This window comes from Roseovarius sp. 217 (assembly GCF_000152845.1).
GTDB lineage: Bacteria > Pseudomonadota > Alphaproteobacteria > Rhodobacterales > Rhodobacteraceae > Roseovarius.
Map to the genome: position 1 here is coordinate 3,998,848 of NZ_CH902584.1, position 17,752 is coordinate 4,016,599.

The window sequence follows — 17,752 nt, forward strand, 5'->3', positions numbered from 1 at the left end:
CGCCCTTTAGCGTTCCCGCAACCTGAATGCGGTGGGTGGATGCACAGCCGACAATAGGAGAATAGCCATGATCACCGTCGAAATCAACGAAGAGGAAATCACCCAAGCGCTCGCCCGGGTGTCCGCAGCCCTGTCCGACATGACCCCTTTGATGCAAGATATCGGCGAACTGATGGTCAACAGCACACGGGAGAACTTCAAAGACGGCACCGATCCGGACGGCACTCCTTGGGCACCAAAGAGCCCCGCGACACTCGAGGCATACCGGCGGCGCGGCGACGGTCAGCCCACCCGGCCCCTGATCGGCCCTTCGCGCACCCTTTCGACCACGATCAATGCTGAGCCTTCCGCTGACCGAGTTGCTTGGGGGTCAAATGTCATTCAGGCCGCCGTGATGCAGTTCGGGGCCGAGGCCGGGGCGTTCGGCGCGCGCGTCGGGCGGGACAAGAATGGACGCGAGTTCTCCATGTCGATCCCCTGGGGGGCCATTCCCGCGCGCCCCTATCTCGGGGTGGGCCAAGAGGACACGGACGCCATCGTCACCACCATCGAGGAGTATCTGGACAGCGCCCTCGGACAGTAGTCTCCGTGCGTGTTCTGAGCTAAATCCCCCGCCGATTGCACCTGCAACCGACCCCGCCAGACGCAATGGCCTCTCAGCGCCTCATTAAATACCCATTTAATACCCCCCTCGGGGATTTCGCGACCCAACCCCCGCCGGAGCCAGAGACGCACTCAGCGGGCCGTTCTGGGGCCGTTTGCATTCCGGGCTTGCCGCCTGCCCTCAGAGGGCGCTAGTCTGACCCAAGGTGGCGCGCGCAGCACCCCACCCTTTCCCCTGAAGCCCTTCATCTGATCTGGCCCGTCGCCCCGGCTTAATGTCGGGTCATGACAAAACCGCTTCACATCTTCCGCGCTGGCTGCCACACCGCCCAATCCGGGCAAAGCTTCGAGTTTTCCGAGGCCGAGGTTGAGGGCATCGCCACCGCCTATGATCCCGCCCTCCATGAGGCCCCCATCGTCGTGGGCCATCCCCGCACCGATGCCCCGGCTTACGGCTGGGTCAAACGCTTGCGCGCCGAAGGGGCCGAGCTTTTCGCCGAGCCTGACCAGGTGGAGCCCGCCTTCGCCGAGATGGTCCGCGCGGGCCGCTTCAAGCGGATCAGCGCCTCGTTCTATCCCCCCAAGTCGGCGGCAAACCCGGCACCGGGCACGTACTACCTCAAGCATGTGGGATTTCTGGGCGCACAGCCCCCCGCTGTGAAGGGCCTCAAGGCGGCCGAGTTCTCTGAGGACGCCGAGGCCGTGACGCTTGAGATCGCCTTCTCGGAAGAGGACGCGCCTGTCGCCAGTTTCACCGATGCCCTGAAAGGCGCGATCTCTGCCGTGCTGTCCTGGGCACGCACGCCCGCAGGTCAGGAGGCGCTCCGCGACGCCACAGGCGCGCCCGAGACCACGCAAATCCCATTCGCCGAACGCCAAAAAGGAGAACCCGATATGTCCGGCACGGACACGCAAACCCCCGAAGACCGTCAAGCCGCGCTCGATGCGCGCGAGGCCGAGATTGCCACCAAGGAGGCGGCTTTCGCAGAGGCGCAGAGCAAGACCCGCCGCGCCGAAGATGCCGCCCTGCTCGACGCCCTTGCCAAGGACGGGCGCATCGCGCCGGGCCTCAAGGACGAGATGGCCGCCTTCATGGAAAGCCTCGATGCCCACGACGAGGTGGCCTTTGCCGAAGGCAAGAGCGCCAGCCCGCGCGACTGGTTCCGCGACCTGCTTTCCAAACAGACCAAGCCGCTGATCGAATTCGGCGAGCGGGCGGGTGGCGACGCCCTGCCACAGGTCAAGGGGTCGGACGACATTACCGCCGCCGCCAAGCGTCTGATCAAGGACGCAGAGGCCGAGGGCCGCACGCTGAGCTTCGCCGAGGCGGCCCGGCAGATCGAGGACACCATGGAGAGCGACAATGCCTAATCCCGGACTGTTCATCAAATCCTTCACCGCCGAGGCGGCAGTGCCCGGTCGCCGGATCGTCAAGTTTGGTGCTGCTGGCGGCATCCTCGCGGCCGCCTCCGCGACCAATCTCGCGATTGGCATCTCGGACCAGCTCGACGCAAAGCCGGGCGACCTTCAGGACGTGATCATGTCCGGCTCGGCCGAGCTCGAGCTTGCGGGCACGGTTACTGCCGGTGCGCCCGTCGCGTCGGACGCCTCGGGCCTTGGCGTGGCCGCCGCTGCCGGGGCCGGAAACATCGCCATCGGCTACGCGCTGCAGGCGGGCGTGGCTGGCGACATCATCGACGTGGCGATTGCCCGTCACTCCGTCACCTGATCTTTAGGAGCGCTGATCCATGAGCACCCCCACCCCCTTCGTCGTCGATCCGGTCCTGACCGCCATCGCCGTCAACTACCGCAACCCCGATATCTTCTTCATTGCCGACCAGGTGATGCCCCGCGTGCCGGTCATGGGGATGGATTTCAAATGGACCTATTATCCGCCCGAACAGATGTTCACCGTGCCCGACACGGAAGTGGGCCGCAAAGGTCTGGTCCAGCAGGTCGAGTTTACCGGCGAAGAGCGCACCTCTTCGGTCAAGGACTACGGTCTCGACGACGTGGTGCCGCAGCGTGACATCGATGCCGCCCGGGCACTCCGCGCCGCTGGCAACTCGGCCTTCGATCCCGAGGCACGCGCCGTCGAGGGCCTCACCCATCTGATCCAGCTCGACCGCGAAAAGCGCGTGGCCGCCATGGTGCAGGACGCCGCCAACTATGACGCCGACAAGCGGGTGGTGCTGTCGGGCGCGGGCCAGTTCACCGATCCCACATCTGACCCCATCGGTGTGATCTCTGCCGCCCTCGACGCCACCTTCATCATGCGTCCCAATGTGGCCGCGATGGGGCGCAAGGCCTGGACGGCGCTCTCGACCCATCCCGATATCCTGAAGGCCATCAACCGGACCTCGGGCGACAAGGGTCGCGCCAGCCGCGAGGCGGTGGCCGAGCTCTTCGAGCTGTCGGAAATCCTCGTGGGCGACAGCTATATCAACGCCGCCCGCAAGGGTCAGACGGCGGCCTTCGAGAAGGTCTGGGGCGGCAATATCGCCCTCATTCATCGCAACATGCAGGCAGGCCCCGACGGCACCGCCCCCGCATGGGGCTGGACCGCACAGTTCGATGGCCGCGTCTCGGGGCGCTTCTTCGACCCCAAGGTCGGCCTCAAAGGGGCCACCACGCTGCGCGTGGGCGAGCAACTCCGCGAAGTCATCGCCGCCCCCGCCACCGGCTATCTGATCGAGGACGCAGCATGAGCTATCGCATCAAACGCACTGTGATCGCGGCCAAACGGCTGGAGATCGGCGACCAGGTCAACGCCAAGGATATCGGCAGCGAGGCGCAGGTTGCGCGCCTCCTCGCCCTGGGCGCAATCGAAGAGGCCGGAGACGAGGCGGGAACCGTGGCCCCACTCGAGATTGACGACGCACTGCGCGTGGCCTTGATCAATGCCATCAACGACCTGCCCGGCGACGCCTTTGACAAGAGCGGCAAGCCTAAGGTCAAGGCGCTGCAGGACGCAGCCCCCGGCATCGCAGACCAGATCACCGCAGCCGCGCGGGATACCGTCTGGGCTGAGATGCAGGCCGCCGCCAACGCGGCCTCCTGAGAATACCCCCGAGGGGACGCCGCCTAGGATCAGGCGTGACAGCTGGGAGAGACCGGCACCCAAACACCGGACCCGGAGGCGGACATGCCCTATCTTTTGCCCAGCGACATGATCGACCGCTACGGCGAGGGGTTTCTCGCCGAAGTCACGGCGCGTGACACAATGCCTGGGGTGATCGACACGGTGGCACTGCAGGTGGCCGTCGACGATGCCGTCTCCGTCGCCGAGAGCTATGTCGCGGGGCTTTACGATGCGTCCAACCCACCGCGTGCGCTCACCATGCACGCCGCCGCGATTGCCTGGTATCGGCTTCTCGGCGCGCGGGCCGCTGCCTTTGACGGGGCCAAGGAAGGCTATGAGGACGCCGTCAGTTTTCTGCGGCAGGTGCGCAAGGGCGAGGCCTCGCTCGGCGACGAGACGCCCGGGGACACTGTGCGGGGCAACCCCCAGCTTCCGCAGATCAGCGCGCCGGAGGGCACCTTCAGCCGCGACCGCCTGAAAGGGTTCTGAAATGATCGGCGACGTCATCACCCGGATCGAGGCTGAGGTGCCCGAGCTTGCCGGTCGTGTCGACGGCGGGCGCGCCTTTGTCGATCTGATCCGCTCCAAGAAGCTGCCCGCGCAATCGGTCGCGGCCTATGTCTTTCCCTCCGGCATGCAGGGCGGGCGCGCCGATGCCGCGTCGGGCGTCTACAGCCAGATGCTGACCTATCGCACGAGCGTGGTGATCTTCGTGCAGTCCTTTGACCGCACGGGGGCCGCCGCCCTGGACAAGATCGACCAGTTCCTGATGCGCGTGATCCGCGCCTTGGCGGGCTGGGCACCCGGTGATGAGGTCGGCGTGCACCGTTTTGAGCGCGGCCAGCTCATCGAGAGCGGAGCCGGTCGCCTCGCCTATCAGCTCGATTTCTCCATCGACGATCAACTGAGGATCATCTCATGACCAATCTTCCCACCTCCGGCGGATCCTACACCCGCGACGACAAGGGCGCGCTGAAACCTGCCGGGGCCAGCCCCAAGCCCACGCCAGCGCCCAAATCTGACAAGAAGGATGCCAACAAATGAGCCTGCTCTGGAGACGCAAAGTCCTGCTCGCGAAGCTGGAAACCACCTATGGAACGGACGCCACCCCTACTGGCGGCGACGCAATCCTCGCGACCGACGTGCGCCTGTCGCCGATGCAGGGTCAGGATCTCGACCGCAATCTCGACACGCCGCACGGCGGGCCCACCGGCACGATCCCGGTCGATCTGCACCGCACCATCTCGTTCAAGGTCGAACTGGCAGGCTCCGGCACCGCCGGAACCGCGCCCCGCTGGGGCCGCCTCCTGCGGGCCTGTGGCTGTGCCGAGACCGTGACGGCGGCGACCTCTGTGGTCTACAATCGGGTTTACTCGAACCTTGAGAGCGTCACGCTGCACCTCAATATCGGCGGCACGCTTTATGCCATGGTGGGGGTGCGCGGGACCGCCGCATTTGACGTCTCGGCCTCGGGCATTCCCTATATCGAGTTCGAGTTCACCGCCCTCTACGTGGCCCCGGCCGACGTGGCGGTACCCACGGCGGATTTCACCGGCATTCCCGATCCGCTCGCGGCCTCGGATGCCAACACGCCCACCTTCACGATTGATGAGACAGCGCTTGTGATGCGGAGCTTCAAGCTCACCCTCGCCAATCGCGTCGAGGCGCAATTCCTGATCGGTGAGGAGGAAGTGCTACTCGACGGGCATGAGAACACCGTCGAGGCGCGGGTGCGTGCCGTGGCGCTGGCCACGTTCAACCCGTTCACCATGGCCGCCACCCAAGCCAAGGTGCCGGTCGAGATCGAGCACGGCAAGACGGCAGGCAACATCGTCAATATCGCCGCCCCGAATGCGCAGATGCAGCGTCCTGAAGGGCTTGAGGACGGTCAGGGTCGCAAGGAGTGGCCGCTGCGCCTTGTGCCGCTGCCCACCACCGCTACCGCTGCCGACCAGTGGACGATGACGCTCACCTGAGGGGCTTTAACGCGCCCTTCAACGCCACTTTGAAAGAGAGTTTACCCCATGTTCAAGATCGACCCGACCCCGACCTTTACCCACCGCGTCGAGATCAAGGTGCCCACCGACGGGGGCCATGACTTGCAGGACCTGCAAGTCACGTTCCGCGTGCTGCCCGACGATGAAATCGAGGCTTTCGACATGCGCACCACACGCGGTGAGCGGGAATTTCTAGCGGCGGCCGTGGTGGGTTTTGACGACGTCGAAGACGAGAAGGGCAAGACGCTGCCCTACAGCCACAGCCTGCGCGACCGGCTGATCGGTCTGGCCTATGTCCGCGTGGCGATGATCAACGCCTATTACGCGGCCCTCATGGGGAAACGGGTAAAAAACTGAAATGGGTCGGGCGGGCATGGGCACGCGGCGACCTGATCGGCGATGACCAGGGCAGCGACCATGACGACGAGGCGGCCTTCTGGGGGATCGACCCGGGCCAGCTCAGTCGTGATCCGTCCGGCCCCGGCTCTGGTGTTTGGCCGCAGAATGTCCCTGCCGTGCGCGCCTTCCTCGCGGTCTGCAATCAATGGCGCACCGTCTCGGCCGGGCTGGCAGGGTTCCGCGTGGTGGGTCTCGATTACACGGCGGCGCGGGCGGGCCTGCGCATGAGCGGCGTTCGGATCACGCCCGAGCTTTGGGCCGAGGTGCAGGTGATCGAAGGCGCGGCCGTGGCCGCGATGCGGGAGAACTGAGATGACATTGCGTGTCCAGGGCGAAATCCTGATGGACGCCGATCAGGCGAAGGCGGAACTGCAGGCCACCGGCACCGCCGCCAAAGGGACTGCCCGGGACATTCGCGGCGTGGGCACCCAAGGTGCTGCGGCCGCGCGCGGCGTGGGGCAACTCGGGACCGCAGCGCGAACCTCGGCGACGGGCCTGTCGACGGCCAGCGCCGCCGCGAATGTTAACGCCGCTGCAACTCAGAAATTGTCCGGCGCAACCAGCCTCGCCGCCGGGTCGATGGGCAATCTCGTCTCGCAGGGCAATGATGTGATCGTCATGCTGGCCGCCGGGCAAAACCCGTTTCAGCTCGCCATTCAGCAGGGCACGCAAATCACTCAGGTAATCGGGCCGCTCGGGGCTGCGGGGGCGTTCCGCGCCTTGCGCGGCGCTTTCCTGTCGATGCTGAGCCCGATCAATCTGATCACCATCGGTGCGCTGGCGGCCACGGCGGCCGTGGTCAACTGGTTCACCTCCGCCTCTGACGAGGGCGAGAGCTTTGCCGATACCGTCGAGGCGTTAGAGACCCGCATCGACAGCCTGCGCGACAAGATTGCCGAGGCCTCCGCCACACGGCTCGAATTGGCCGAACGGTTCGGCGAAGGCTTCGTCGAGCGCGCGCAAAACATCCTCGACCGGATCGTCGAGGCCGAAAAACGCTCGGCCCAGCGTGAGGCGGCATCGAGCATCGGCTCCTTTGTCGACGAGACAGGCATAAACCCCGCGCGTGGCGTCGGATTTAACCGTCGCGCCATAGAAGACGAGTTCGATTTTGGCGGGATCATCAGAAACCGTGGCGTATTTGACGAGCAACGCAGGCTTGCGGAGGCCGTCGCGGAGGACCTGATCGCGCTGCAGGACGCCGCAGGCGGGACAATTGAACAGCAGCAAGCTGCAATTGAGGCCCTCATTCTAAGCTACACCGCCGCCGCAAAAGCTGTGGGGGATATCTCCGAGACGGAGGAAGCCCGGCTTCTGACGCTGGATCAGATGCGCATCCGGCTGGCAGAAGTCGCCCAACTGCAATCCGAAGACCCGGACCAGAACCGCCAGACCGAAGAGTTGCTGACCTTTCTTGATCTGGTGACCAAGGCCACCGGCGAGCAATTGAAGGCCGAGGCCGCCGCACAGGCCTTGCTCTCGACCATGACTGAGCAAAACGCAATCGCCGAGGCCATCGCGCGCCATGGTGCCGACAGTGCCGAAGCGACACGTTTGCGCGCGCAGTTTGCACGCGACACCAAGCTCGAGGAGATCAAGGCCTCCAATGCCAGCGAGACGACGAAAGCGGCCCTGCGCGAGGCGGCACAAGCCGCATTCGAGATCGCCACGAGCGACATTTCCGGCGGCATCCGCGCGGCCGCCGACGAGGCCTCACGCCTTGCGGCCGAAGTGCGCGGCGCGGTCGACGCGATAGCTGACCTGCAGTCCCAAGGCGAAGTGGGACTTGAGAACGCCCGCATCCGGGCAGAGTTCCGCGATGATCCAGTAGGCCGCGCCGGGGCCTTGGCAGGGGCGCGGTTCGATCGGGAAACCGCCGTCATTAGGGGCGAGGCCAGCGGTGATCTGGCAACGGTCGACGCCCTCAACGCGCGACGGGACGCCGTGGTCGAACTGGCCCGGGAAACCGCGCGTCTCAATGAACTCGCCCGGCCCGTGCGCTCCACCGGCGGCGCGCGGGGCGGATCGACCAACGAGACCCTGCGCGAACAGCAGGCGCTCGACCGGCTGATCGAGAGCAAGCGGCGCGAGATCGAGGCCCTGCGCGAGAGCGACCCGGTGCAGCGTGAATTGATCCGCCTGCGCGAACGCCTGACCGCCGCGACGCCAAAGCAGCGCGAAGAACTCGAGAAGCTGGTCGAGGCGCATGAAGCCGAGCGCGTCGCCATGGAGCGCAAGGAGGAATTCAGCCGCGCCGTCGATGACGTGCTGCTTGAGGCCGAAAGCGTCCGGGACGTCTGGGAGGGGATCGGCGACATGATCATCCGCGCGACCAAGGAAGCGCTGATCCTCGGGTCAGGTCCCTTGGGCGGGCTCTTTGGCGGCAGCGGTCTTCTAAGCGGAATTTTCGGCGGTGGCGGCGGGCTTGGTGACCTCTTCGATCTCTTTTCCGGCGGCTCGCTGCTCTCCTTTGGACATGGCGGCCTGCCCGCCGCCGCCCTGCCCGGTTTTGCCACCGGCGGCGATCCTCTTGTGACCCGGCCCGGGATCCTTCTGGGCGCAGGTACAGGCCGGGGCGACAAGATCCCCGCCTTTGTCAGCGCGGGGGAATTCATCATGACGGCCGAGGCCACGGCGCGCAACCGCGCGGTGCTCGAGGCCATGAACGCAGGCGCGATCATTCCGGGCTTTGCCGGGGGCGGCCTGCCCCTGTCCGCGCAGGCTGGGAGTGCCGCCGGGGCGGCGGGCAACTCCGGCGCGCAGAACAATGGCGTCACGCGCCTGCGCATCGAGCCGTCCGAGCTTTTCCGCGTCGTGGCCGAAGAGCGCGCGCGCGACGTGGCCATCGAGGTGGTTGACGATTTCTCGGCGCAACAACTGCCGGGCCGGGTCGAGGCGATCCGGCGCGATCCATTGGGGAGAGGATGATGGCGGTACAGGATTGGCCCCTTCCGGTCTCGGGCTTTTTCGGCCTTCTGGGCATCGAGGAGGCCACGTTTTTCCTCAGCGGCGAGAGCACCAATTCGGTCACCGCCGGGGGCGAGGTCATCGTGCATCGGCGCGGCACGCGGCTTTGGCAAGGCGAAGTGGTGTTGGGTAAATCAGAGCCTGAGGCGATTGCCGCGCAGGATACGTTGATCGAAAGCCTGCTCGAGCCGGGCGCGTCCTTCATGGTCTACGACCGCCGCCAGCCCGCACCGCAAGACCCTGCCTATCCGGCGGGCATCAACTGGTCCGCGCAGTCGGTTACGATCCAAAGCCTGACCCCCGGCAACCGCGAACTGAGCCTTCAGGGTCTGCCGCCCAACTTTACCCTGCGCCGGGGCCAGAAGATCGGCTTTCAATATCTGGCGAGCCCCGTGCGCTTTGCCATCCACCGGATCATGAATGCCACGGTCTCGGCGGATGGTACCGGGGCCACGGCCCCGTTCGAGGTCACGCCCTTTCTGCGGCCCGGCGTGGTCGTGGGGGCCTCTGTTATCCTTGACCGGCCCCAGCTGCGGGCCAAGCTGCTCTCCTTCAAACCGGGACCGGGCCGCTCGAGCCTCACCCAAGGCGGCAGCTTCACCTGGCAACAGACGCTGGGGGGCGGCGTATGAGCTTTGACCTTGCCCAGACGGATCAGTTTGCCGAGCGCAGCGGCACCGATGTCCATATCCTCGTACTCATCGAGCCGCGCGACCGGATCACCGGCGAGATCGTCCCCTTGGGGCTCTGGACCGGAGACGATCACCAGACCTTCACCGTCGACGGCGAAACCCATCTTTTCCTCGGCGCGGGCAATGTGATCGAGGTGCCGCCGATCCGCGCGGGCATCGGCCTTGAGGTGCGTCGCCACCGCGTGATCCTGCCGCCCATGACCGATGCCGCAAAGCTGGCGCTGCAGGTTTATCAGGCGGCGCAAGCCCGGGTGCGCGTCTGGTCGCAGCCCCTCGATATCTACACCGGCGCGCCGCTCGGGACCCCACATCGCGTGATCAAGGGGCGGCTCGAGACGGCACCCGAGACCTTGGCCAAGCTCGGCGATCAATCGCGCACAGAGCTGGTGATTTCCTCGGCCACGCGCCCGCTCACCTTCCGCCAGCCGCTCTTCAAATCCGATGCCGCACAGCGGCTGCGCGACCCGTCCGACCGCTTCCGCGAACACGCCGCCAGCATTGCCGACCGCCCGATCCCATGGGGCCAAGAGACGGTCGTGACAGAAATCCCGCCGCCTCCGCCGCCCTTGAACGTGGACGGGGATAACCGGAAATGACCGACCGGGCGCTTCTCCTGCGGCAGTTCCTTGACGCGCGGCGCACGGCGACGTTCCGACCGGGCCTGCTCGACTGTGCGCTGTTCGCAGCCGACTGGATTGCAGAGCTGACCGGCGTCGATCCGGCGGCCAGCTGGCGTGGAAAATACCGCAGCCTTGAAGAGGGCCGCGACCTATTGGCCGCTGACGGCTTTGCCTCTCCCGCCGAGGTTCTGACCTCGATCCTCGTCAAGAACGCGGGCTGGATGCAGGCGCAGACCGGCGACGTCGCCGTCCTGATCGAGGCAGATGAGGAGGCCATGGGCATCGTCGGCGGTGGGCATATCCATGTGCTGCGCCCCATGCGGGGCTTGGGCGCGGTGCCGCTTGATCGCGCCATCAGGATTTACCGGCCATGAGACTGCTCGCATGGGTCACGGCATTCCTACTGGCCTCCGCCGCCCCGGCCTCGGCCGGGCCAGTGGCTGCCGCAGTAGCGGCCGTCTTTGCCGGGATTACAGTCAAAGCTGTTGCCCTCTTTGCCCTGCGCCTCTTTGCCGGTGTCGGCCTATCGATCCTGCAACAGCGCCGCGCCCGGCGCGGGCGCAACACGGCCTTCGGGTTGCAAGTGACCGCCACCACGCGCGGCGAGCTGGAGAGCGAGACGACCATTGTCGGCCTCTACGCCACCAAGGGACATCTAATCTACCACAACAGCCATGGCTCCAATAACAAGTATTACCAGACCGTGATCGAGCTGGGCGGTCTGCCCGGTGCTGCCTTCAGCCGCGTGATGGTGGACGGCGTCTATTCCGAGCTGGCTGAGGAGGCGCATCCCGACTACGGCTTCCCGCTCATCGCCAAGCGCGACCTCGGCCGAGACTATGCCTGGATCAAAGTCTATGACGGCACTCAAACCGCCGCCGATCCGATGCTGGTTGCGAACTATGCCGAGGACCCCGAGACGCCCTGGACGGAGGCCCATATCGGGCGGGGTATTCCTTACGCCATTCTCACGATGGAGGTGAGTTCAAAGGTCTGGCCAAATGGCGCACCGGAGCAACGCTACGAAGAAAACGGCGTGCCCTATTACGACCTGCGCCGCGACGGCACGGCCGGGGGCACGGGGCCGCATCGCTGGAATGATCCCACCACCTGGGAGCCCACGCGCAACCCGGTGGTCCAAATCTACAACATCCTGCGCGGCATTGACCTTTATGACGGATCGGTCTGGGGCGGCGAGGCCGAGGCCGAGGACTTGCCCGGCTGGAACTGGGTACCTGCCATGAACGCCTGCGACGTCGACCTAGGCGACCGCCGGAAGTACGAGGCGGGCTATGAGATCAAATTCGCCGAGGACACGCCCGGCGAGGTGATCGACGAGCTGCTCGCCGCCTGCAATGGCCAGATCGCGGAGTTCGGGGGCTTCTTCTACATTCAGGCCGACGCCCCCGATATCCCTGTGGCCAGCATCACCGATGACGATCTTCTGGTGACGGATGCCGCGACCAAGGACCCTTTCCCCGAACTGCTCGAGATCTTCAACCGCGTCACCGCCAAATACGTCTCGCCCGGCGCGCTCTGGAACGGCGTGCCCCTCAATCAGATCCGCAATGCCGACTGGGAGGCCGAGGACGGCATCGCGCGGAACTTCGAGCTCGATCTTCCGGCCGTTTACAACCCGGGACAGGCCGGGCAACTGGCGCAAGCCATGCTCAACGATCATCGCCGCTGGCGGCGTCACGCCTGGCCGCTGCCCCCCGATTACGCCGGGCTGCGCCCGCTCAATACCGTCTCGGTGACGAGCGCGTGGAACGACTACGCGGACAAGCTCTTTGAAGTCACCGAGATCGTGCTCGATCTGCACCGCCTGACCGTCGTTGCCTCGCTGCGCGAACGCGACCCGGAGGATTTCGAGACCGACGGGGCGTATGAGATCCCCGACCGCAGCTCGGTCCTGCCCCGCCCCGTGCCCACCGACGCGGGCCTGCCCTTCTTTGATGCCGCCGCGCGCATCGTCACGAACGCCGAAGGCACTCGCGCCCATGCGGCCGTAGACGTTGTTTGGGACGCCTCGGGTATTGCCGAGACCATCAAAGGCATCGCCATCGAATGCCAAAAGCGCGATACCGAGGAAGAGGTCTGGAGCGGTACCGTCCTCGATGTCGAGCGCGGTCTCTCGACCATCCAGCCCGTGCCCGCCCTCACCGACCTGCGCGTCCGCGCCAAGGCCCTCTCCGACAATCGCCAAGGGATTTGGAGCGGGTGGATATGGGTCACAACCGACGACGTGCGTCTGACCGGTGCCGATCTTGATCCTGTGCTCACCGCCGTCACTGTGCCAACCGGACTGGCGCTGGCAACGGTGCTGGTCGCCGACGCCCTCTCGCGGGTCTCCGCAGTCTGGGGTGCTGTAGCGAATGCGGTCAGCTACGAGGTGGGGGTCACCACGGGCGGGACCGAGACTATCTTTCCGGCCGGAGGGCCTGCGTGGTCTCGCGATGGCGTGCCGGGAGCGGTGTTTTCGATGCGCGTGCGTGCGGTGTCGGCGATTGGCACCAAGTCGGCTTGGTCGGCGGCGGTTGGCATCACGGCGGCGGTCGATACGATACCGCCCGCCGTTCCGAGCGGCATCACCGCCGAGGGGATGTTCGAGGGCATCTGGGTCAAGTGGACCGCCAACACCGAAAGCGATCTGTCGCGCTATGAGATCGTCGAGCGGGTGTCGGCCACGGCTCCGGGCGTCAGCACTGTGCCGACCTATATCACCACCACGCCGCAATTTATCAGCCAGAACCTGACAGCAGGCCAGACCCTGAACTATTGGGTGCGCGCGGTCGACACCTCGGGCAACAAATCAGGCTGGTCTGCGAGGGTGACGGCCACCGCGCGCGCGGCGGGCGACGTGATCAATCAGGAGGCACTTCAAGGGCTGATTGACGCGACGAGCTTTGCGGCGGGTCTGGAGCCGATCACGGTTGTGGGGTCTCTGCCCACGGTCAAATCGACTGAGCTGGTCGCGTTTGGCGGCAAAATCTATCGCTGGAATGGCACGGCTTATGTCGCCTCGGTCGCCAGCACCGATGTGGTGGGGCAATTTACGGCCGCTTCCATCGCGGCAGGCGCCATTGGCGCGGATCAGTTGGCGGTGAACGCCGTCCGCGCGCGGAATATGGCTATCGGGTCCTTTGATAACTTGAACGTCGACGCCAACTTTGATGATCATTCCGCATGGACCAACCCCACTGGCGTCGACTGGATCACGACTTCTGCCATCTCTAGCTGGGGATCCACCAACCTCGTGCGCTTGCAGGGAGACGGCGCGTCTTACACCGTATCCAATGGCCTCTTTACCATTGAGTTGAACGGTGAAGGAGAACAGCTCTACTTCCGTTATTTTGCACGGATCGTCGCCGGAGCAGGCAACGTTTATGCGGACCTGCAGTTGTCCAGGAACCCGACATTTTCCGGCGTGAACGGGACCGATTACATCTTCGCGAATATTGGTGCCGTCTCCTCTACCTCCATCACGAAGATTGAGGGCGCTATCAATGTTCCGGCTGGTTACAAATTCGCTCGGATTCGCCTGATCAAGGGCAATAACGGCACCACCAACTGCTATATCGGCGGCGTCATGGCTCGCCGGATGAATACTGGAAAGCTGATTGTTGATGGTGAGATTCAATCCAATCATATCAACACTGGAAGTTTCGCGGCCGCTGGTCTGGCTCTGTTTGGTGATGCTCTTCAATCTGATGATTTTTCTGCCGGTTCTATTGGATGGCAGATCAACAAAAACGGTGGTGCCGAGTTCAACAGTCTGATCGTTCGATCTTCGCTTGTCGAAGGTTCTGTTTCTGATGGGGGAACTGCACTTAGCACTGCCGCTCAGCACGTTGCACATAACTCAGTTCACTGCCTGACCACACTTTCGTCTGGAGACGCCACACCAGAGTCAATGTATACAATTGGTACCTTCTTTGAACATAGGCCGGCGGGAACATCGGCTTTTGATGGCCGAGTTGTGAACACCGCATTCCTGTTACAAGAACGGATCAACTTTGCGGGCTCTTGGAGCGCTTGGGCGAACCTTTACAATAGTGGTTATGCTATCGGCGGTATTGGCGCAACTTACACTCAAAGACACTTTGTAACCAATCGCATTTACAATGCGGACAGCGTCCAGCTTCGTCTTTTGACGGTCTATGATTTTCCGACAGGAGGTTTGTCAACAACCCAAAACTGCCTGAGAAACGCAACTATTAGTCTAAGGGCAGTAAGGAGGTAACATGGGATATTTTGTGAAATTGAACGAACAGGGCATTGTCCAGGAAGCAGTTTCTACCAGCGGTCAGCCCGAGGGATTTATGAGGGTTGTGGTCGATCAACCAAGCGACGGCGAGATTCAAACACCCGTTCCGGTGACTCTGTATGAGCTGAGTAACATGATGCTTGTCGAAGGCATCCTTGTTTCAAGACCAAAGTCGCCCCAACCTTATTCAAGCGATGGCAAGATAATTGTTCCGCCTTGCTCCGAAGGAACGGCGATCAATGTATTTGATCAAACTGGTCAAGAAGTCATGGCAACAATCATTGCCGAAACAGATGATCACGAGGAGGCATTTGAATTTATTGACCCCGGAACATACCGGGTCGAGGTCGAAGCACCATTTCCCCATGTTCCAACATTTGCGGAGGTAATAATTGAATGACACGCATATTGTCCCGCTCCGAAGTGAGCAAAGCGCGCGAACTGAACGTTTGCAAGGCTAAAGCCAAGGATACCGTCAACAAGAGAATGGATCAGATCAGGTCCAAGTTCATCACTCCGATTGCGGGTCAATCCATGATCTACATGGCCAAGGAAGCCGAGGCTTTGGCTTATGTTGCGGCAACACCCGAACCAAACACGGTGGCAGGCTGGGAACAAGACTATCCATTTATTGCCGGAGAAGTCGGATCTACGAGCTCAAGCCCTTATGAGGTTGCCCAAGTGTTTCTGAATCTGGCGGCCCAGTGGAGAGGCATTGGCGCTCAGCTGGAAAAGGTGCGGATCGAAACGATCCAGGCCATTAGTCTGTCGCAATCTGTAACGGATGCTGACGATGTGCTTGGGCAGTTCGAGACTGAAATGGCCGGGTTCGACAGCTAAGTCCTGACTGCGCTGCTGGCCATGGACCCGATCCCGGCGGATTATTCCGCCGCGACGTGGTGGCCCTGACAGGTCTGCCTTAATGGAGGCCTCGGGACGCAGGGAGAGCGCGTCCCGAGGCACGGGGATGCAAAACGCACGGCCCCGCCGACCAACACAACACAACGTCGCCCCAAGCTCGGAGGAGAGCCGCGGCACCAATGAGCGATTCTCTGGGCAGGGTCGAGATCTGCGGGGCTGCATAAGGCCTCACTCCCGTTCACATCCCGGCGAGATAGGCGTGTCTCCGGCGGCCCGCTCAGAGATTGGCAGCGTCAAAGGGGTCGAACAGCGCAGGGGACCGTGGGACCCTCGGAAATCCTTCATCTGGAACGGCGAATTGCCCCGCGCGAAACTGGCGAACCACACCGGCCGCAGGGTCCCGTGTGGCGCTTAAGAGACCCTAGGGCGCGCGCTTCTGACACGCGCCCTAGGGCACGGGGCCAGTCACCAAACGGGACCCCGCCGACCAGACAGACCTCATGGCCGCTCCCTGCCCCAAGGGGGCGGTTATCTTATGAGGTGATTCTAAGTGGAAGATCGAGATGCTCGTTGCTGCGCATGTGGCCGTTTGTTATTCAAGTTTTCGAGAGGCGCGCGGATATCCGGCATCTCGATCAAGTGCCCAAGATGCCGGGCCATGAACACACCGAGGCCAAGAGCCCTTCCCCCAAAGCGCGATGCGCTAAGAGAAGGAGCCAAACTTGGCCAGATCGTCCACCCTCCCGAAACCTGAGCTGCCGCCCGGTGCGCCGGGCCTCCCCAAGGGCACCCGCTACCGGCGGCAATATGGCGTGATCGTCCTACTTGAGGACGAGGCCGCCCAAGTCGACGCCTTTGGCCGCCTGCGCCGTCAGGGCTTCAAGTGCCGCGTGGTGGTGACATGAAGCTCGCCATTCACCACGCGAGCCCCATCCCGGACACCTACCGCGCGGCGCGGGTCTCCAGCCTCTTCAACGTCGAGGGCGACGCGGATTTCCGCATCGAGGTCGAGGCCGACCTCTTGACCCGGCCGTGGCAGATCGGCCTCATCGTCGGCCCCTCGGGCAGCGGCAAATCCTCGCTCGCCCGCGCGGCCTTTGGCGCTGGGCTTGACCCGCACCCGTGGCCCGAGGGCGCGCTGATCGACGCGATTGATCCCGAGGGGGAATTCGACGCGGTGGCGGCGGCTCTCTCGGCCGTGGGCCTTGGCACGGTGCCCAGCTGGCTGCGCCCCTTTCGCCATCTCTCGACCGGCGAGCAGTTCCGCGCCGAGCTGGCGCGCATTCTGGCCGAGCGGCCGAGCTTTGCCATTCTCGACGAGTTCACCTCGACCATCGACCGGCGCGTGGCCCAAATAGGTGCTGCCGCCTTTGCCAAGGCGTGGCGGCGCGGCGCAGGCCAGTTCGTCGCCGTCACCTGTCACGAGGACGTGGTGTCCTGGTTGCAGCCCGATTGGGTGATCGACACCCGCCGGGCCGAGTTCCGCTGGAGGCGTCTTCGACGGGCACCGCGCATTGCCATGGACATTCACCAGACAGACGGCTCCTTCTGGCCCGCCTTTGAGCCGCATCACTACCTGAAGCTGCCGCGCATGATCGCGGCCAATTACTACGTGGGTTTCGTCGACGGCGCGCCCGTGGCGCATCTCGCCGTCTCGACCCGGCCGGGGCTGGTCGAGGGCCGCGCCTGCCGCCTTGTGGTCATGCCCGAGTGGCAGGGCGCGGGGCTGGGCCTGCGGTTTCTCAACGAGGTCTGCGCCCTCTGGCGGCGTGGGGTGAACCGCTATGACAAACCGATGCCGATGCTCTTTCACACCTCGCACCCGGGCCTCGCCGCAGCCCTGCGCCGCGATCCCCTCTGGGCGCAGGTCTCGGCCATCCTCTACGCCGAATCCAAAGAGCGCAGCATGAAGACCCTCGCCGCCTCCCGGGCGCGCAGAGGCCTCAAGCCCGCCGGGACCGGCTACGGCGGGCATTTCCGCGCCGTGCAGGGGTTTCGCTATGTGGAGTGAAAGGGGGGTTTAGGGGGTTGTTAAAGGGGCGTTTTAAAGACCGGCACCGGCATGCTGTCGGAAGTCAGTCAGCTTTGATCCGCTATGGGTTTTCGCGGCACGCCGGACCATGGTCGGTAGTGCGCACGAAGCACTCAATTGGGCAGAGGTCAAACGATTCACGAGTATCGACCTAAAACTGCTATAAAGAATAGTGACCGATAGGTGACGCTTACCACAACACCCGCGCCATTTCTGACTGGATAGAATGGAC

The 17,752-nt window shown here is 64.1% G+C and carries 21 protein-coding genes; all 21 read left to right on the forward strand.

Translation table 11 applies throughout. The features are described 5' to 3' along the window. Positions 1 to 67: 67 nt before the first annotated feature. Complete coding sequence (locus ROS217_RS19220) at positions 68 to 583, forward strand: phage virion morphogenesis protein (RefSeq protein ID WP_009819469.1); 516 nt, start codon at positions 68 to 70, stop codon at positions 581 to 583. 305 nt (positions 584 to 888) lie between these two features. Then, complete coding sequence (locus tag ROS217_RS19225) at positions 889 to 1,974, forward strand: hypothetical protein (protein ID WP_009819470.1); 1,086 nt, start codon at positions 889 to 891, stop codon at positions 1,972 to 1,974. Beyond that, on the forward strand, positions 1,967 to 2,332 hold the full coding sequence (locus tag ROS217_RS19230) for a capsid cement protein (RefSeq protein ID WP_009819471.1): 366 nt from the start codon (positions 1,967 to 1,969) through the stop codon (positions 2,330 to 2,332). Before ROS217_RS19225 ends, ROS217_RS19230 begins: the two co-directional genes overlap by 8 nt. Positions 2,333 to 2,351: 19 nt before the next feature. After that, a complete protein-coding gene (locus ROS217_RS19235) occupies positions 2,352 to 3,311 on the forward strand; it encodes a hypothetical protein (protein ID WP_009819472.1) in 960 nt (319 codons plus the stop codon). Then, complete coding sequence (locus ROS217_RS19240) at positions 3,308 to 3,664, forward strand: hypothetical protein (RefSeq protein ID WP_009819473.1); 357 nt, start codon at positions 3,308 to 3,310, stop codon at positions 3,662 to 3,664. Before ROS217_RS19235 ends, ROS217_RS19240 begins: the two co-directional genes overlap by 4 nt. An 84-nt stretch (positions 3,665 to 3,748) precedes the next feature. After that, positions 3,749 to 4,174, forward strand: a complete 426-nt coding sequence (locus tag ROS217_RS19245; RefSeq protein ID WP_009819474.1) for a gp436 family protein — start codon at positions 3,749 to 3,751, stop codon at positions 4,172 to 4,174. 1 nt (position 4,175) lies between these two features. Next, the gene (locus tag ROS217_RS19250) at positions 4,176 to 4,607 is read left to right on the forward strand and encodes a phage tail terminator protein (RefSeq protein ID WP_009819475.1); all 432 of its coding nucleotides are present in this window, start codon (positions 4,176 to 4,178) and stop codon (positions 4,605 to 4,607) included. After that, positions 4,604 to 4,729: a hypothetical protein gene (locus ROS217_RS24920; RefSeq protein WP_009819476.1), complete on the forward strand. Its 126-nt coding sequence runs from the start codon at positions 4,604 to 4,606 to the stop codon at positions 4,727 to 4,729. Before ROS217_RS19250 ends, ROS217_RS24920 begins: the two co-directional genes overlap by 4 nt. Continuing rightward, a complete protein-coding gene (locus ROS217_RS19255) occupies positions 4,726 to 5,661 on the forward strand; it encodes a phage tail tube protein (protein ID WP_009819477.1) in 936 nt (311 codons plus the stop codon). The genes ROS217_RS24920 and ROS217_RS19255 overlap by 4 nt, the downstream gene beginning before the upstream one ends. 48 nt (positions 5,662 to 5,709) lie before the next feature. Beyond that, the gene (locus ROS217_RS19260) at positions 5,710 to 6,039 is read left to right on the forward strand and encodes a hypothetical protein (protein WP_009819478.1); all 330 of its coding nucleotides are present in this window, start codon (positions 5,710 to 5,712) and stop codon (positions 6,037 to 6,039) included. An 86-nt stretch (positions 6,040 to 6,125) separates the two neighbouring features. Further along, the gene (locus ROS217_RS19265) at positions 6,126 to 6,392 is read left to right on the forward strand and encodes a DUF1799 domain-containing protein (protein WP_302621687.1); all 267 of its coding nucleotides are present in this window, start codon (positions 6,126 to 6,128) and stop codon (positions 6,390 to 6,392) included. 1 nt (position 6,393) lies between these two features. Further along, the gene (locus ROS217_RS19270; RefSeq protein ID WP_009819480.1) at positions 6,394 to 9,009 is read left to right on the forward strand and encodes a phage tail length tape measure family protein; all 2,616 of its coding nucleotides are present in this window, start codon (positions 6,394 to 6,396) and stop codon (positions 9,007 to 9,009) included. Next, positions 9,009 to 9,680: a hypothetical protein gene (locus ROS217_RS19275; RefSeq protein ID WP_254656459.1), complete on the forward strand. Its 672-nt coding sequence runs from the start codon at positions 9,009 to 9,011 to the stop codon at positions 9,678 to 9,680. Before ROS217_RS19270 ends, ROS217_RS19275 begins: the two co-directional genes overlap by 1 nt. Next, on the forward strand, positions 9,677 to 10,336 hold the full coding sequence (locus tag ROS217_RS19280; protein ID WP_009819482.1) for a hypothetical protein: 660 nt from the start codon (positions 9,677 to 9,679) through the stop codon (positions 10,334 to 10,336). Before ROS217_RS19275 ends, ROS217_RS19280 begins: the two co-directional genes overlap by 4 nt. Continuing rightward, entirely contained in the window at positions 10,333 to 10,734 is a 402-nt protein-coding gene (locus ROS217_RS19285; RefSeq protein ID WP_009819483.1) for a DUF6950 family protein, read from the forward strand. The genes ROS217_RS19280 and ROS217_RS19285 overlap by 4 nt, the downstream gene beginning before the upstream one ends. Beyond that, the gene (locus ROS217_RS19290) at positions 10,731 to 14,603 is read left to right on the forward strand and encodes a phage tail protein (RefSeq protein ID WP_009819484.1); all 3,873 of its coding nucleotides are present in this window, start codon (positions 10,731 to 10,733) and stop codon (positions 14,601 to 14,603) included. The genes ROS217_RS19285 and ROS217_RS19290 overlap by 4 nt, the downstream gene beginning before the upstream one ends. 1 nt (position 14,604) lies before the next feature. Continuing rightward, positions 14,605 to 15,027, forward strand: a complete 423-nt coding sequence (locus ROS217_RS19295) for a hypothetical protein (protein ID WP_009819485.1) — start codon at positions 14,605 to 14,607, stop codon at positions 15,025 to 15,027. Next, positions 15,024 to 15,467 (forward strand): hypothetical protein, encoded by a 444-nt coding sequence (locus ROS217_RS19300; RefSeq protein WP_009819486.1) that lies wholly within the window; start codon positions 15,024 to 15,026, stop codon positions 15,465 to 15,467. Before ROS217_RS19295 ends, ROS217_RS19300 begins: the two co-directional genes overlap by 4 nt. A 571-nt stretch (positions 15,468 to 16,038) precedes the next feature. Next, positions 16,039 to 16,242, forward strand: coding sequence for a Com family DNA-binding transcriptional regulator (locus ROS217_RS25030; RefSeq protein ID WP_083781570.1), 204 nt, complete (start codon positions 16,039 to 16,041; stop codon positions 16,240 to 16,242). Further along, positions 16,211 to 16,393 (forward strand): hypothetical protein, encoded by a 183-nt coding sequence (locus tag ROS217_RS19305; protein WP_008280183.1) that lies wholly within the window; start codon positions 16,211 to 16,213, stop codon positions 16,391 to 16,393. Before ROS217_RS25030 ends, ROS217_RS19305 begins: the two co-directional genes overlap by 32 nt. Further along, complete coding sequence (locus tag ROS217_RS19310) at positions 16,390 to 17,499, forward strand: ABC transporter ATP-binding protein (RefSeq protein WP_009819488.1); 1,110 nt, start codon at positions 16,390 to 16,392, stop codon at positions 17,497 to 17,499. Before ROS217_RS19305 ends, ROS217_RS19310 begins: the two co-directional genes overlap by 4 nt. The last annotated feature ends 253 nt before the right edge of the window (positions 17,500 to 17,752 follow it).